This is a genomic window from Pseudomonas sp. GNP014, assembly GCF_054344005.1.
In genome coordinates this window covers 265373-279590 of the sequence record NZ_JBTGUS010000001.1, presented here as the reverse complement: position 1 = coordinate 279590, position 14218 = coordinate 265373, and the positions used below count along the sequence as shown (strand labels likewise).

At 59.5% G+C, this 14218-nt stretch carries 14 protein-coding genes; 8 read left to right on the top strand and 6 right to left on the bottom strand.

The window, feature by feature from the left end; translation table 11 throughout:
* Positions 1–148: 148 nt before the first annotated feature.
* Both ACXX9E_RS01340 and ACXX9E_RS01335 read right to left on the bottom strand, forming a co-directional pair.
* Complete coding sequence (locus ACXX9E_RS01340; RefSeq protein WP_267804838.1) at positions 149–2002, bottom strand: Lnb N-terminal periplasmic domain-containing protein; 1854 nt, start codon at positions 2000–2002, stop codon at positions 149–151.
* Positions 2003–2268: 266 nt separating this feature from the next.
* Entirely contained in the window at positions 2269–2757 is a 489-nt protein-coding gene (locus ACXX9E_RS01335) for a DUF3015 domain-containing protein (protein ID WP_007909797.1), read from the bottom strand.
* Between the two features lie 301 nt (positions 2758–3058).
* Between ACXX9E_RS01335 and ACXX9E_RS01330 the strand changes: the two genes are divergently transcribed.
* Complete coding sequence (locus tag ACXX9E_RS01330) at positions 3059–5497, top strand: Lon protease family protein (RefSeq protein ID WP_123463997.1); 2439 nt, start codon at positions 3059–3061, stop codon at positions 5495–5497.
* 310 nt (positions 5498–5807) lie between these two features.
* Entirely contained in the window at positions 5808–6137 is a 330-nt protein-coding gene (locus ACXX9E_RS01325) for a PA4575 family protein (RefSeq protein ID WP_123463999.1), read from the top strand.
* Positions 6138–6143: 6 nt separating this feature from the next.
* On the opposite strand, the gene ACXX9E_RS01320 is transcribed toward ACXX9E_RS01325, so the two are convergent.
* Positions 6144–7976, bottom strand: a complete 1833-nt coding sequence (locus ACXX9E_RS01320; protein ID WP_458554941.1) for a hypothetical protein — start codon at positions 7974–7976, stop codon at positions 6144–6146.
* A 174-nt stretch (positions 7977–8150) separates the two neighbouring features.
* Between ACXX9E_RS01320 and ACXX9E_RS01315 the strand changes: the two genes are divergently transcribed.
* The 3 genes from ACXX9E_RS01315 to bamJ all read left to right on the top strand — a co-directional run bounded on the left by ACXX9E_RS01315 (position 8151) and on the right by bamJ (position 9820).
* Positions 8151–8639, top strand: coding sequence for a TIGR00645 family protein (locus tag ACXX9E_RS01315; RefSeq protein ID WP_003228371.1), 489 nt, complete (start codon positions 8151–8153; stop codon positions 8637–8639).
* Between the two features lie 135 nt (positions 8640–8774).
* Positions 8775–9080 carry a DUF6482 family protein gene (locus ACXX9E_RS01310; RefSeq protein ID WP_123464003.1) on the top strand — a complete coding sequence of 102 codons (306 nt, stop codon included), beginning with the start codon at positions 8775–8777 and terminating at the stop codon, positions 9078–9080.
* Between the two features lie 122 nt (positions 9081–9202).
* Positions 9203–9820, top strand: coding sequence for a BamJ family beta-barrel-assembly machinery protein (gene bamJ, locus ACXX9E_RS01305; protein ID WP_123464005.1), 618 nt, complete (start codon positions 9203–9205; stop codon positions 9818–9820).
* 132 nt (positions 9821–9952) lie between these two features.
* Here bamJ and ACXX9E_RS01300 read toward each other — a convergent pair whose 3' ends face one another.
* The 3 genes from ACXX9E_RS01300 to ACXX9E_RS01290 all read right to left on the bottom strand — a co-directional run bounded on the left by ACXX9E_RS01300 (position 9953) and on the right by ACXX9E_RS01290 (position 11852).
* Positions 9953–10210, bottom strand: coding sequence for a PA4570 family protein (locus ACXX9E_RS01300; protein ID WP_422495474.1), 258 nt, complete (start codon positions 10208–10210; stop codon positions 9953–9955).
* Between the two features lie 205 nt (positions 10211–10415).
* Positions 10416–10757 carry a zinc ribbon domain-containing protein YjdM gene (locus ACXX9E_RS01295; protein ID WP_025108781.1) on the bottom strand — a complete coding sequence of 114 codons (342 nt, stop codon included), beginning with the start codon at positions 10755–10757 and terminating at the stop codon, positions 10416–10418.
* Positions 10758–10883: 126 nt separating this feature from the next.
* The gene (locus ACXX9E_RS01290; RefSeq protein ID WP_123464010.1) at positions 10884–11852 is read right to left on the bottom strand and encodes a polyprenyl synthetase family protein; all 969 of its coding nucleotides are present in this window, start codon (positions 11850–11852) and stop codon (positions 10884–10886) included.
* 241 nt (positions 11853–12093) lie between these two features.
* Here ACXX9E_RS01290 and rplU point away from each other — a divergent pair, with 241 nt between their 5' ends.
* The 3 genes from rplU (at position 12094) to cgtA (ending at position 14119) form a co-directional block, all read left to right on the top strand.
* Positions 12094–12408, top strand: a complete 315-nt coding sequence (gene rplU, locus ACXX9E_RS01285) for a 50S ribosomal protein L21 (protein WP_007950961.1) — start codon at positions 12094–12096, stop codon at positions 12406–12408.
* Between the two features lie 35 nt (positions 12409–12443).
* The gene (gene rpmA / locus ACXX9E_RS01280) at positions 12444–12701 is read left to right on the top strand and encodes a 50S ribosomal protein L27 (protein ID WP_003228360.1); all 258 of its coding nucleotides are present in this window, start codon (positions 12444–12446) and stop codon (positions 12699–12701) included.
* 194 nt (positions 12702–12895) lie between these two features.
* Positions 12896–14119 (top strand): Obg family GTPase CgtA, encoded by a 1224-nt coding sequence (gene cgtA, locus ACXX9E_RS01275; RefSeq protein WP_064589260.1) that lies wholly within the window; start codon positions 12896–12898, stop codon positions 14117–14119.
* Positions 14120–14218: the final 99 nt, after the last annotated feature.

Genomic DNA, 14218 nt, shown 5'->3' with positions numbered 1-14218 from the left:
CGCGCCGGTTGTCCGGCTTATGGGGAAAGTCTAGAAGCTGATTCATGACACGGCTGTCGAAGCCCCGTGAAAAATCCATTAACACCACAAGACCAAATGTGGGAGCGAGCAGGTTCGCTCCCACAGGGGGAATTTGTCGGGCTTCAGATCAGTAGTGATACCACTTCACTTCAAGCATGACCTCTGTTTCCGGCGTGGCGAGATGGCTGAACTCACGCTGCGCACTCAGACGCAAACCGAGGTTGCGCGACAGCTCCCACTGCTGGTTCAGGCTCAGGCTGCGGCGCACTTCGCCGTTGGTGAAATAATCGCCCTTGGCCTCGACGCTGAGATTGCCCAGCGGGTTTTTCCACAGCACGCCGCTGTTGAAACCGGCCGCCGGGGTGATGAAACCGGCGAAGTCATTGTTGTGCTCGATGCGCACGGTGCCGAGGGCAAAGCCGAGCATGTCTTCGCCCAGTTGCCAGGTGCCGCCACCGCCACCGTTGACGTGGCTGACCAGGGTTTCGTCATCGTGCTTGCCGGGCACACGCTCAAGGCCGCCGGTGACTTGCCATGACAACGGCTGCAACAACTCATTGCGCGGGGTCAGCGAGCGGATGGTCGCCAGATCCAGTTGCTGGAACTGCCACTGGTTGCCTTCGTACTGGCGCAGTTTCATCTGCAGGATCTCGATCTGCGCGCCGAGCGGGAAGCTCTCGGCGTTGTCGTTGAGGTCGTGGTAAGCCATGCGCAAGCCGTATTCGCCGAAGGCGCGGTCGCCTCGGGTGCCGAGACCGGCCTGCCAGGTGCGCGATTCGTGGCCGTCCTCGGGCAGGCCGGGTTGCGGGATGTCCAGCTCCGGCGCCGGATTCTTGTTGATCGCCCGCAGCAGTTCGAAGCTGCGCTGTGCCCGTTGCGAGTCGCGTTCCTGACCGTTGGCGCGGTAGCGCTCCAGGCGATATGCCGCGTCGATGATCAATGCTTGGCGGTCACGGGGCAGCGTTTTGAACGCCGGGTCCTGCAACACCTGTTGATCGGCGCTGACTTTCAGCACCCATTGCTGTTCGTCACTGTTCAACGGCTCGGCACGGCTGAGCAGTTCACGCTCGCGGGACGGGCGGTACTCGATGCTTTCCACCAGCCCGGCTTCCTTCACCGCTTTGACCGTGTCGGTGGGGATGGCGGTCAACGGGAATTGTTCGGTCAGGCGCAGGCTCGGCCGTGCCACTTGCAGCAGCTCAAGCAGGCGATACGAGCAGTTTTCGTCGAAGAAGAAATAGTCGAACTGGATCTGCTTCAGCTCCCACACATGTTCGACCATGCGTGCGGTTTCTTCCTGCGTCAGGTTCAGCCGGTACTCCCACAAGTCGCGGTTTTCCAGGCTGCGGTATTCGGAGAGTTTTTCCTGATAGGGCACCAGCGCGAACAGCCCCGGATAGCCGCCCATCAAGCCTTTCCAGGCGTAGAGGATGCTGTTGTCCGAGCCTTCGATGTAGGCGCCGAAGTTGATCGCGTAACTCAGCAGTGAAGTCTTGTCGGCTTGCACATCAGCCTGGTCGATGCGCAGCAAGGTGTGGCCGAACATCGACGAAGGACTGTTGAGATAAGCCGCCGGGAAAATCATCACCGCGCTGTGCGGCGAGACATCCTTGAACCATTTTTTGTATTCGGCGCATTCCGGCGTCGGCAGATCGCTGAGATTGAGCTGTGCCTTCAGCCAGCGCGTGCGCGCCGGGTAGACGCACTGCGCGTGTTGTTCGCCGAGACTGGCCGGGGCGTACAGCGCTTGCACAGTGGCGGCCAGTTCACGGTCGGGGTGTTCGTTGCCATCGGGCGCGAGGAAGAACTTCTTGTCGCTGACATAGCTGCGCCAGCCGCCAAGCTTGGCGGTTTCGTAGTGACCGAGGGAAATCCAGAAACGATCGTTGGCCAGTTGCTGCAAACGTTGAGGGTCGATGTGAGGCGCGGCGGACAGCGGGGCGCAGACACAGAGCGCCAGCCAGGCAAGGCGTTTGAGCATAGGTGGCAACTTAAGTCGAAAGAAAATAAAACCCGGATCGGGGTGTAATCACTCCACCCTGTGGCGAGGGGATTCATCCCCGTTGGGCTGCGAAGCGGCCCCGGAACCTGAATTCCCAATGCATCAGATACAGCGCATGCACGGGTTTGGCGACGGCTTCGCAGCCGAACGGGGATGAATCCCCTCGCCACAGGTTCAGCGTCACAGCGGACTGATTGCATTCAAAAACAAAACCCGCTTCCCGAAGGAAGCGGGCGGGGTCGAGCTTAAGCCTGAGTCGCGTACTTGGCCAGACGTGGGTCTGATTTCAGCACGGCCAGAGTGTTGGTATGCACGTCTTCAGCGGTCACGTCAGCCTTGCTGAAGATCTGCTGGAAGTGTTCGTGAGTGACGGCAGCGAAGTGCGCACGGTCTTCCGGCGCCACACCCAGTACCACGGCATAAGTCGTCAGCGCTTCGCCGTTGCCTTTGGCCATGTCTTCGGACAGTTCGTTCATCATGCCATTCATGGCGAACCAGGATTTGCCGCCGTACGTCAGCGACGCGTTGGTGGAGCAACCGTTGGTGCCGGACGTCATGCCGAACGTGGCGTTACCGGAAGTGCCGTTGGTGGTGGAAGCGAGGAAGTGCGCCGGGGTGCCACGCTGACCTTCGAACAGCATGTTGCCCCAACCGCAATCCGGGCCGCCCGGGGCTTGCGCCATTGCGTTGATGGATACAGCGGTGAAGAGAGTACCGAGAAGAATCCGTTTCATATCTTTGTTCTCTTTGTGTGCATACCAATGGACAGGGTTCTGGCCCCCCAAGTTCTGTACGAAACAGACCCAAACGAAGCCAGTGGGCCAGTATTAGTTCCAGCCGCGCAGTTTGGAGTTTAGGCACGTTCTAACGGTTCCGTGATTTTTTACAAAAGATTCGGTAATAGCCCCGGTTTCAGGGAACCTGCTGCGCAGAGGGCCGGTTGTCTATGCTTTGGCAGATGGCGCGCCTTGCCAGTGGGGCACGGGCGGCGCCAGAATGCCGCTATCTGCCCCGCCTGATTGTTAAGGAAGTCCGATGCCTGATCCTGTTGCTGCCAGCCTGCGTATAGCGCCCGAAGCGCTGACTCGTCCGTTTTCCGCTGAACAGTTCAGCTTCACTACCACCAATGATCTGGAGCCCTTTCGCGGTGTGCTCGGCCAGGAACGCGCGGTCGAAGCCTTGCAGTTCGGTGTGGCCATGCCACGCCCCGGTTACAACGTCTTTGTCATGGGCGAGCCCGGCACCGGGCGCTTCTCGTTCGTCAAACGCTACCTGAAAGCCGAAGGCAAACGCCTGCAGACCCCGGCGGACTGGGTTTACGTGAACAATTTCGATGAGCCGCGCGAGCCGCGCGCACTGGAGTTGCCATCGGGCACTGCCGGTTCGTTCATCGGCGACATCAACGGTCTGATCGACAACCTGCTGGCGACGTTTCCGGCAGTGTTCGAGCACCCGTCCTACCAGCAAAAGAAAAGCGCCATCGACCGCGCTTTCAATCAGCGCTATGACAAGGCCCTCGACATCATCGAGCGTCTGGCCCTGGAAAAAGACGTCGCCCTGTACCGCGACAGCAGCAACATCGCCTTCACCCCGATGCTCGACGGCAAGGCGCTGGATGAGGCGGAGTTCGCGCAGTTGCCGGAAGCCGATCGCGAGCGTTTCCACGATGACATTTCCGGCCTCGAGGAGCGCCTGAACGAAGAACTCGCCAGCCTGCCGCAGTGGAAGCGTGAATCGAACAATCAACTGCGTCAGCTCAACGAAGAAACCATCACCCTGGCCTTGCAGCCATTGCTCTCGCCGCTGTCGGAGAAATACGCGGAGAACGCTGCGGTCTGCGGTTACCTGCAAGCCATGCAGGTATATCTGCTGAAAACCGTGGTCGAGCAATTGGTCGACGACAGCAAGACCGACGCCGTTGCGCGCAAGCTGCTCGAAGAGCAATACGCCCCGAGCCTGGTGGTCGGGCATCCGGCCAGCGGCGGTGCGCCGGTGGTGTTCGAGCCGCACCCGACCTACGAAAACCTGTTCGGCCGCATCGAGTACACCACTGATCAGGGGGCGCTCTACACCACCTATCGGCAGTTGCGTCCGGGGGCGCTGCACCGCGCCAATGGCGGCTTCCTGATTCTGGAAGCGGAAAAAATGCTCAGCGAGCCGTTCGTGTGGGATGCGCTGAAACGCGCCCTGCAATCGCGCAAGCTGAAAATGGAATCGCCTCTGGGGGAGATGGGCCGTTTCGCGACCATGACCCTCAACCCGCAGCACATTCCGTTACAGGTCAAAGTCATCATCATTGGCGCGCGGCAGCTGTATTACACGCTGCAGGATCTCGATCCGGACTTCCAGGAGATGTTCCGCGTGCTGGTCGATTTCGACGAAGACATCCCGATGGTCGACGAAAGCCTGGAGCAATTTGCCCAGTTGCTGAAAACCCGCACGTCGGAAGAAGGCATGGCGCCGCTGACCGCCGATGCGGTGGCCCGTCTGGCGACCTATAGCGCGCGGCTGGCCGAGCATCAGGGACGTTTGTCGGCGCGTATCGGCGATCTGTTCCAACTGGTCAGCGAAGCGGATTTCATCCGTCACCTGGCCGGCGATGAAATGACCGACGCCGGGCATATCGAGCGCGCACTGAAAGCCAAAGCCACGCGTACCGGGCGGGTGTCGGCGCGGATTCTCGACGACATGCTCGCCGGGATCATCCTGATCGACACCGACGGCGCAGCGGTCGGCAAATGCAACGGGCTGACCGTACTGGAAGTCGGCGATTCGGCGTTCGGTGTGCCGGCGCGGATCTCCGCCACGGTGTACCCGGGCGGCAGCGGCATCGTCGACATCGAGCGCGAGGTCAACCTTGGCCAGCCGATCCACTCCAAAGGCGTGATGATCCTCACCGGGTATCTGGGCAGCCGTTACGCGCAGGAATTCCCGTTGGCGATTTCCGCGAGTATCGCCCTGGAGCAGTCCTACGGTTATGTCGATGGTGATAGTGCGTCGCTGGGCGAGGCGTGCACGCTGATTTCGGCGCTGTCGAAAACCCCGCTCAAGCAGTGCTTCGCGATCACCGGTTCGATCAACCAGTTTGGCGAAGTACAAGCGGTCGGCGGGGTCAACGAGAAGATCGAAGGCTTCTTCCGCCTCTGCGAAGCACGCGGGCTGACCGGCGAGCAGGGCGCGATCATTCCGCAGGCCAACGTCGCCACGCTGATGCTCGACGAAAAGGTCCTGGCGGCGGTGCGCGCCGGGCAGTTCCATGTGTACGCCGTGCGTCAGGCGGACGAGGCGTTGAGCCTGCTGGTCGGTGAACCGGCCGGTGCACCGGATGCTGACGGTCAGTTCCCCGAAGGCAGCGTCAACGCGCGGGTGGTGGAGCGTCTGCGGGTGATTGCCGAGATGATCAGCGAAGAGGACCTGAAAGAGGCCGAGAAGGAGCTGGCGCAGGAGGCGTTGGCAGAGGCCAAACCGGCATAAGCCTTAACCCGGGCAAACTGTAGGAGTGAGCCTGCTCGCGATAGCAAATCATCAGTCACTGTGACTTTGACTGATACACCGCTATCGCGAGCAGGCTCACTCCTACATTTGTTTTTGCGGTGATCTTCGGGAAAAGTGCCACTACTCTGACGTCAATATTCACACAATGACCATTCGGCGCCTTCTGGTTCTATCCGGCTTGCTCGGCAGACTTTTCTTCTATTCTCAGCTCAAGGACATCGACAGTATCACTGGATCGAAACAGCCTTCGCGTGAGGGCTGAACACCGGCTTTACCGAGGGTCGCCGCCATGTCGCGCAACCTCTGCCTCACCCGTCAATGCCTGGGTCTTGTGACCCGTATCGAGTGCGCCATCAAGCCGTTGGCCGGCGATAACGGCATGTGGACCTTGCTCTTCGCTGCCGGCATGGCCGGTGAACAACCTTCCGCCATCAAGGCCCAGGGCCCGTTTCACGGGCCGGTCGCCGCCGAGTCGATTCTCGACACCATCGTCGAAAGCCTGACGATGCATGGTTACGAACTGGCCGACGATCCGCAGATCTGGAGCCTGCACCTGCAAGCCCAGCTCCGTCAGATCAATGGTGGGCGTGGGCGTACGGTCGGCATGTTCGACCATTAGGCGCAATCACGGCGCAGTGTCGGGCAACTGCGCCTTGTCGAGTTTGACCTCAAAACCGTATTGCACGGTATTGAGTTCAGTTCGCTGATAGGTCTCCACGTGTGTTGGACGGCCATAGAAGTAATGCACGCCGAACAGCGCCGGACCTTCCGCACTCGCGTCATGACTGACCGACAGAATCTGTTTCAGGTAGTTGCCGCTGTCGTCTTTGACAAAGAATCGCCAGGCGTTGGCCGGGAACTGTTTCAGGTCGACCACCAGCGTGTTGTTCTTGATCTCCAGGCCTTTGGGCAGCGACTTGGCGTCGTAGGATTTTTTCTCCACGCTGGCGAGAAACAACGGCATCGAACCCACGGCAATCGCCGGGGTTTCCGGGAACAGGTTCAAATCGTAAGTGATGGTCGCCTGCAGCGGATCGACTTGATACGCCTCGGGCGGCAGTTCGATCGGCTCATCGAGTTTGCCGCTGCGTTTCTCGGTGAAGAACGTGACCGGGCTTTCACCCGGGCTGAAATCATCGCCGAGCAGCTCATCGTTGAAGGTCCGCCGGTGAGAGAACTCGATGCGTGCAGCGCTCGGATCCTCCACCGACTGATGGATGCGGATGCCGGCCTTCAACGCTTCCTCGGTGAGGCTCGCGCCCGTGAGCCAGTTCGGCGCCAGATCGTCATAGACCACCACCGCCGGGTCCAGCGGCTGGATGGCTTTTTCCGTGGTGTGCTGACTGAACGTGCGCACCGGCAGGTCCAGCGCCTTGCGGGTCACGGTCGCCGATGAGAAGTCGAGCACGCTGACTTCCAGGGTCTCGACAGGGCCGTTGAAGTAGACCTTGTTGTAACGGCGCGGGTGCTGTTGCTCGAAGGCCTGCTGGTCGTCCTCGAGCTGTTTTTCCAGGGTTTCGCTCCAGGTTTTCTGCTGTTGCAGATGCGCCAGTTGTTTCTCGTAGAAGGCCACTTGTGCCGGGCTCTCGTTGATCGAACCGGCGCGCACCAGGTATTGCCCGGTGCTGTCGCGGGCCTGAACGATCAACGGATTGAGCTGCACCCCTTGGACCTCGGGGGCCAGTGGCAGGCTGTTACTGAATTCGACTTCGGCGTAGTTCTTTTCCAGCTTCAGCAGGGTGACGCTGAGGTTGTCGTCGGTGCGAGTCTGGCCGACGTCCTTCTGGCTCAGGTTGAAGCTGAACAGGCGGCGCGGGGTGATGACTTCGACCTTGCCTTGCAGGCTCACCGGTTGCGGCTGGGTTTTCTTGTCCACGTTCAGACCGTCGATGAACGGGTAGGTGACGGTCAGGTCATCGGGGTGGGTGACGTTGGAGCTGGAAGGACTGAGCTGGATGCCCGGGTCGGTTTCCGACCACTCCGGCTGCCAGGCGATCACGCGTTTATTGCTCAACGTCACCGATTGCCATTCCACGCCATGGGGAAACGGGAAGCCACCGGGAACGTTGAGGTTGAAGGGGAATACCGGTTGCAGGTCGGTGAGGTAATCGGAGCTGGCGTCCTTGTGCAGCACGAACAGACCGTTGATGAGCGTATCGACCAGCGCCTGTGGGGAAGGGTAGTGCTTGAGGATGCCGAGGGTGTCTTCGCCGTGGACGGTTTTCAGCTCGGTGCTGTCGAGCTTGAGTCGCGCGCGTTCGAGCAGCAGCAGTGAGCCGCCGAGTTCGGTTACGGCATCCTTGAGTTTCGGGTCGGTAATGGCGTCCAGTGAGTGTTCGAACGTTGCCGTCTTCGCGTCGAGGCTGACCGAGGGTTTTTGCTCTTCGCCGGGAGAGCAGCCACCCAGCAGCAGAGCGAGGCAAATTCCGGCAGTCTTCAACGGTAATCGCACATCCATTTCCAGTCGTCCTGTCCACTTTCGCTAGGCGGTCAATGGTTTGGACAGTAGCAGAAAAAAAATCGCACACACACGCAGGTCGCGGTGATCGGAGGTGCGAGCCGGGCGGTTTCTGGCTGTCACAGCTGGCTGTTATACTCGCCCCCGATTACAACCCCCCTTGTGTGAGATTCAATGGAACGCTTTTTCGAAAACGCAATGTACGCCTCGCGCTGGCTGCTGGCGCCGATCTACTTCGGCCTGTCCCTCGGGTTGCTGGCGCTGGCACTGAAATTTTTCCAGGAAGTCTTCCACGTCATCCCCAACGTGTTCTCGATGGCCGAATCGGACCTGATCCTGGTGCTGCTCTCGCTGATCGACATGGCGCTGGTTGGCGGCCTGCTGGTGATGGTGATGATTTCCGGTTACGAAAACTTCGTCTCGCAGCTGGACATCGACGACAACAAGGAAAAGCTCAACTGGCTGGGCACCATGGACTCTTCGTCGCTGAAGATGAAAGTGGCGGCGTCGATCGTGGCGATTTCCTCGATCCACTTGTTGCGCATCTTCATGGACGCCAAGAACGTCGATCCCGAGCACCTGATGTGGTACGTGATCATCCACATGACCTTCGTGATCTCGGCGTTCGCCATGGGTTATCTGGACAAGGTCACCAAGCACTGATCATTAATTGATCACTGCCAAAACACCGCCCGTCTGTTGCGAAACAGACGGGCGGTGTCGTTTGTGGCTTGTGCTTTGGTGCGCGCGGGCATATCCCTGTAGAGGTCCTGATTCGCCACTGCGTGAGGTGCGTTCATGAACCTGCAAGAGCTGAATGCGTTTGCCATCGCCAGGAAGGTTGATGAGCTGAACCTGATCTCCATGGAAGGCGGGATTTATCTGCTGGAAGCGCGGATGCACGGGGCGGCGTATCCGTTGAGTGATCTCAAAGGCAACATGCTGACGTTGCGATCAGTGGAGCATGCGCGGGATCTGCTGCATAACTTTCCGTTGTTGCCGTTCAACCTTGTACACACCTCGGTGCACGATGAAATGTGCGGCCTGGGTGGCAGCGTTGATGAGAGCCTGAAAGTGCCGTTAGCCTGGCGCTCGGCCCTGTAGGGCCTGCCACACACAGGTTCGGCATCTGTGCTAGTCTGCTCGCCCTTTTGGTTCCGGGCGCGCCGGGACGCGCTGTGCACGCACGGCAAGTCTTGTGGCCGTCCGCACAGCGGAGCAGTGTCATGTCCGAAGTAAATCTGTCCACCGACGAAACCCGCGTCAGCTACGGCATCGGCCGTCAGCTGGGTGACCAGCTGCGCGACAACCCGCCACCGGGTGTCAGCCTGGACGCCATCCTGGCTGGTCTGACCGACGCGTTCGGCGGCAAGCCAAGCCGTGTGGGTCAGGAAGAAATGTCCGCCAGCTTCAAAGTGATCCGCGAGATCATGCAAGCCGAAGCGGCGGCCAAAGCTGAAGCGGCTGCTGGTGAAGGCCTGGCTTTCCTGGCTGAAAACGCCAAGCGTGAAGGCATCACGACCCTGGCTTCCGGCCTGCAATTCGAAGTGCTGACCCAGGGCGAAGGCGCCAAGCCATCCCGTGAAGACACCGTGCGTACTCACTACCACGGCACCCTGATCGACGGCACTGTGTTCGACAGCTCCTACGAGCGTGGCCAGCCTGCTGAATTCCCGGTCGGCGGCGTGATCGCTGGCTGGACCGAAGCCCTGCAACTGATGAATGCCGGCAGCAAATGGCGTCTGTACGTGCCGAGCGAACTGGCTTACGGCGCGCAAGGCGTTGGCAGCATCCCGCCGCACAGCGTGCTGGTATTCGACGTCGAGTTGCTGGACGTTCTGTAATGCCAGGCCTGCCTTGATGGCGGGCTAATGCAGGAGTGAGCCTGCTCGCGATGGCGTCTGTTCAGTCGACTACTCAGTTGCCTGATATGCCACTGTCGCGAGCAGGCTCACTCCTGCAATTTTTTTGGGGCTTCATATTTCGATGTTGTGATTCAGCTCATGGGTCGGGCGCAAGGCCCGGGCATAGCAGAACAGGAACAGATTGCGCACCAGCTCCTTGAGCACCAGCGGTTCGCTGGAATTCAGGCTGCTGACGTCCAGATCGCCCTGATCCTGCAGCTCATGCAGGGCATCTTCTTCCAGTACCGCACAGACTTCTCCGGTTTCCCGATGCAGGATCCTGAGGTAAGGGTGTGGACGATCCAGCCAGGCGTCGATCAAATAAGTCATGGGTCTCATCTCCTTGAAAGGTTTCAATGAGAATAATTCTTATTCGTCAAATAGCAAGTGCCTATTGGCGGATGGGGATTTTTTCCGGGTAAAGATTGCGTAAGGTCAAAACGGCTGGCGTCTGGCTATTACGTGTGCGTGCAGGGGCAAGGTGGGGGGGGCGAAGCACCATCCCGCGCCGGGCGCGGGATGGCTGACAGCCGGATCAGACTTTTCTGACGAACTCGGACTTAAGCTTCATTGGGCCGATGCCGTCGATCTTGCAGTCGATGTCGTGGTCGCCATCGCACAGGCGGATGTTCTTGACCTTGGTGCCGACCTTGACCACTAGCGATGTGCCCTTGACCTTCAGGTCCTTGATCACGGTGATGGTGTCGCCATCCTGCAGGACATTGCCAACCGAATCCTTCTTCACGGCATCATCGGACGCCACTTCGGCTTCGCCGCTGGCCGACCACTCGTGGGCGCACTCAGGGCAGATCAGTTGGGCACCGTCTTCGTAGGTGTATTCGGAATTGCATTTCGGGCAGGGTGGCAACGTGCTCACTAAGGCTCCTTGAGGGATGTGGTTCGCTAAAAGTCGCACATTGTATAAGGTTTTAGCGCTTGGTGGGCAGGCAACAAAAAGCCGCAGGCTTCGGGGGAAGGCTGCGGCTGTTTGATTGCGCGGTAATCAGTGCGTGCGGGCGACCGCAAACTCACTCAATTCAACCAGTGCATCGCGGTACTCGCTGGCCGGCAGCGCATCGAGGCACTTGATTGCACGGGCCACATAATCACGCGCCAGTTGTGCGGTGTAGTCCAGCGAACCCGAGGCTTCCACGGCGATGCGGATGCTTTCCAGGTCTTCGATCCCGCCTTTCTGGATCGCCTGACGCACCAGTGCCGCCTGCTCTGGCGTGCCTTCGCGCATGGTATAGATCAGCGGCAGGGTCGGCTTGCCTTCGGCCAGATCGTCACCGACGTTCTTGCCCAGGGTCTCGGCGTCGCCCTTGTAGTCGAGCAGGTCGTCGACCAGTTGGAACGCCACGCCCAGATGATCGCCGAAGGTGCGCAGGGCTTCGCTCTGCTCGGCAGTCGCGCCCGCCAGTGCGGCGGCGCTGTGGGTCGAGGCTTCGAAGAGCATCGCGGTCTTGCCGCGGATGACTTCCATGTAGGTTTCTTCGGTAGTGCTGGCGTCGCGAACCTTGGACAACTGCAACACTTCGCCTTCGGCGATGATGCGTGTGGCCTGGGACAGGATCTTCATCACCGGCATCGAGCCCAGTTCGACCATCATTTCGAACGAGCGCGAGTACAGGAAGTCGCCGACCAGCACGCTCGGGGCGTTGCCCCACATGGCGTTGGCGGTCGAACGGCCACGGCGCATGCCGGACATGTCGACGACGTCGTCATGCAGCAGGGTTGCGGTGTGCAGGAATTCGATGGTGGCGGCCAGCAGGCGCAGGTCATCGCCTTCGCGGCCCAGGGCCTTGCCACACAACAACACTAATAAAGGACGCAGGCGTTTGCCGCCGGCCGAAGTGATGTAATCGCCGATTTTCGATACCAGCGGCACTCGGGACGTCAGTTGCTTCTTGATGATGCCGTCGACGGCGCTAAAATCGTCCGCCACCGCGCGGTAGAAAGCTTGGGGTTGCATCAGCGAGAGTCGCTCCAGAAGGGTTGCGCGGCATGCTAGGACCCACACCGGGGCCTGTCAAGGCGCGATGGACGGCCACTTGCATGGCAGCGGCAGCTTGCGTACAATCGCGCACCCTGAACTTCCTGGGCAGCACCTGCCTTACGCAATTGCACTTGGGCCGTTCCAGCCCCATGCAGCCATGCCAGCCAATACCTCTTCTTATAAAGAGCTGGGTGAGCAGGATTATCGGAGAAATACCATGTCTTATGCAGTAATCGTTACTGGCGGCAAGCAATACAAAGTCGCCCCAGGTGAATACCTGAAGATCGAAAAACTGGAAGTCGCTACCGGCGAATCCGTTACCTTTGATCGCGTTCTGTTGGTTGCCAATGGCGACGACGTGAATATCGGCGCTCCAGTTGTTGCTGGCGCTACCGTTGTGGCTGAAGTGATCTCCCAAGGTCGTCACGATAAAGTCCGCATCATCAAGTTCCGTCGTCGTAAGCACCACATGAAGCGTATGGGCCACCGCCAGTGGTACACCGAGATCAAAATCACCGGTATTCAGGCTTAATTACAGCCTAATTCCTCACTAGGAGAATTGAACTCATGGCACACAAAAAAGCTGGTGGTAGTACCCGTAACGGTCGCGACTCAGAAGCCAAGCGCCTTGGCGTGAAGATGTATGGCGGCCAGGTCATCAAGGCCGGCAACATCATCGTGCGTCAGCGCGGCACCCAATTCCACGCTGGCTACGGCGTTGGCATGGGTAAAGATCACACCCTCTTCGCGAAAATCGAAGGCGTGATCAAGTTTGAAGTAAAAGGCGCCTTCGGTCGTCGTTACGTGAGCGTTGTCGCGGCTTAATCGCGAGATCGCTGGAAGAGCCCTGTCTTGCGACGGGGCTTTTTCGTTTGTGGGGTGAGTCTCTTGCAAAACTGTTTGTATGGGCTGTCGGCGTGCGATGCAGGTCGTGTTTTGGGGTCGCTGCGCTCATTTTTGCAAGAGTCTTATGTCTTGATTGTTTTTCGGCTCGTCCGTATGGCGAGAGGCGTTGAGTTATGAAGTTTGTAGACGAAGTATCGATCCGCGTAAAAGCCGGTGACGGCGGCAATGGCTGCATGAGTTTCCGTCGGGAAAAATTCATTGAAAACGGCGGCCCGAACGGCGGTGACGGCGGTGACGGCGGTTCCATCTACATGATGGCCGACGAAAACCTCAACACCCTGGTGGACTACCGTTACACCCGGCATTTCGATGCCGAGCGTGGCTCCAACGGCGGCAGCACCGACTGCACCGGTAAAAAGGGTGAAGACCTGATCCTGCGCGTGCCGGTCGGCACCACCGTGATCGACTCGGCCACTCAGGAAGTCATCGGCGACCTGACCAAGGCGGGTCAGAAACTGATGGTGGTGCAGGGCGGCTGGCACGGTCTGGGTAACACCCGTTTCAAATCCAGTACCAACCGCGCGCCGCGTCAGACTACACCGGGCAAGCCGGGTGAGCAGCGCGACCTGAAGCTGGAAATGAAAGTGCTGGCTGACGTCGGTCTGTTGGGCTTGCCGAACGCCGGTAAAAGTACCTTTATCCGTTCCGTTTCGGCAGCCAAGCCGAAAGTCGCCGACTACCCGTTCACCACCCTGGTGCCGAACCTTGGTGTGGTCAGTGTCGATCGCTGGAAAAGCTTCGTCATCGCTGACATTCCGGGGCTGATCGAGGGTGCGTCCGATGGTGCCGGCCTGGGCATTCGCTTCCTCAAGCACCTGGCGCGTACCCGTCTGTTGCTGCACCTCGTCGACATGGCGCCGCTGGATGACAGCAGTGCGCCGGATGCGGCTGAAGTGATCGTCAACGAGCTGGTCAAGTTCAGTCCGTCGCTGGCCGAGCGTGATCGCTGGTTGGTGCTGAACAAATGCGACCAGATTCTCGAAGAGGAGCACGAAGAGCGCGTCAAGGAAATCGTTGAGCGCCTGCAGTGGGAAGGTCCGGTCTATGTGATCTCGGCCATCGCCAAAGAAGGCACCGAGCGCCTGACGCGCGACATCATGCGTTATCTGGAAGATCGTGCCGATCGCCTGGCCAACGACCCTGCCTACAAGGAAGAGCTGGCCGATCTCGATCAGCGCATCGAAGACGAAGCCCGTGCGCAGCTTCAGGCGCTGGATGACAAGCGTGCCCTGCGTCGTAGCGGCGTGAAGTCGGTCCATGACATCGGCGACGATGACTGGGACGAAGAAGATGTGGATGATGAAGACGGTCCGGAAATCATTTACGTGCGTGACTGATCTGTTGCGATAAACTTGAACGCCGCTCAATCGAGCGGCGTTTTGGTATCTGGAAATCGATCGTTGGTGACCAATAGCCACGATTAACGTCACGGGCAG

Coding starts and splice junctions, on each gene's coding strand:
- ACXX9E_RS01335 (WP_007909797.1), bottom strand. CDS start 2,757: ATGAAACGGATTCTTCTCGGTACTCTCTTCACCGCTGTATCCATCAAC.
- ACXX9E_RS01340 (WP_267804838.1), bottom strand. CDS start 2,002: ATGCTCAAACGCCTTGCCTGGCTGGCGCTCTGTGTCTGCGCCCCGCTG.
- rpmA (WP_003228360.1), top strand. CDS start 12,444: ATGGCACACAAAAAAGCTGGTGGTAGTACCCGTAACGGTCGCGACTCA.
- ACXX9E_RS01315 (WP_003228371.1), top strand. CDS start 8,151: ATGGAACGCTTTTTCGAAAACGCAATGTACGCCTCGCGCTGGCTGCTG.
- ACXX9E_RS01290 (WP_123464010.1), bottom strand. CDS start 11,852: ATGCAACCCCAAGCTTTCTACCGCGCGGTGGCGGACGATTTTAGCGCC.
- ACXX9E_RS01310 (WP_123464003.1), top strand. CDS start 8,775: ATGAACCTGCAAGAGCTGAATGCGTTTGCCATCGCCAGGAAGGTTGAT.
- rplU (WP_007950961.1), top strand. CDS start 12,094: ATGTCTTATGCAGTAATCGTTACTGGCGGCAAGCAATACAAAGTCGCC.
- ACXX9E_RS01300 (WP_422495474.1), bottom strand. CDS start 10,210: ATGACTTATTTGATCGACGCCTGGCTGGATCGTCCACACCCTTACCTC.
- cgtA (WP_064589260.1), top strand. CDS start 12,896: ATGAAGTTTGTAGACGAAGTATCGATCCGCGTAAAAGCCGGTGACGGC.
- ACXX9E_RS01320 (WP_458554941.1), bottom strand. CDS start 7,976: ATGGATGTGCGATTACCGTTGAAGACTGCCGGAATTTGCCTCGCTCTG.
- ACXX9E_RS01330 (WP_123463997.1), top strand. CDS start 3,059: ATGCCTGATCCTGTTGCTGCCAGCCTGCGTATAGCGCCCGAAGCGCTG.
- ACXX9E_RS01325 (WP_123463999.1), top strand. CDS start 5,808: ATGTCGCGCAACCTCTGCCTCACCCGTCAATGCCTGGGTCTTGTGACC.
- bamJ (WP_123464005.1), top strand. CDS start 9,203: ATGTCCGAAGTAAATCTGTCCACCGACGAAACCCGCGTCAGCTACGGC.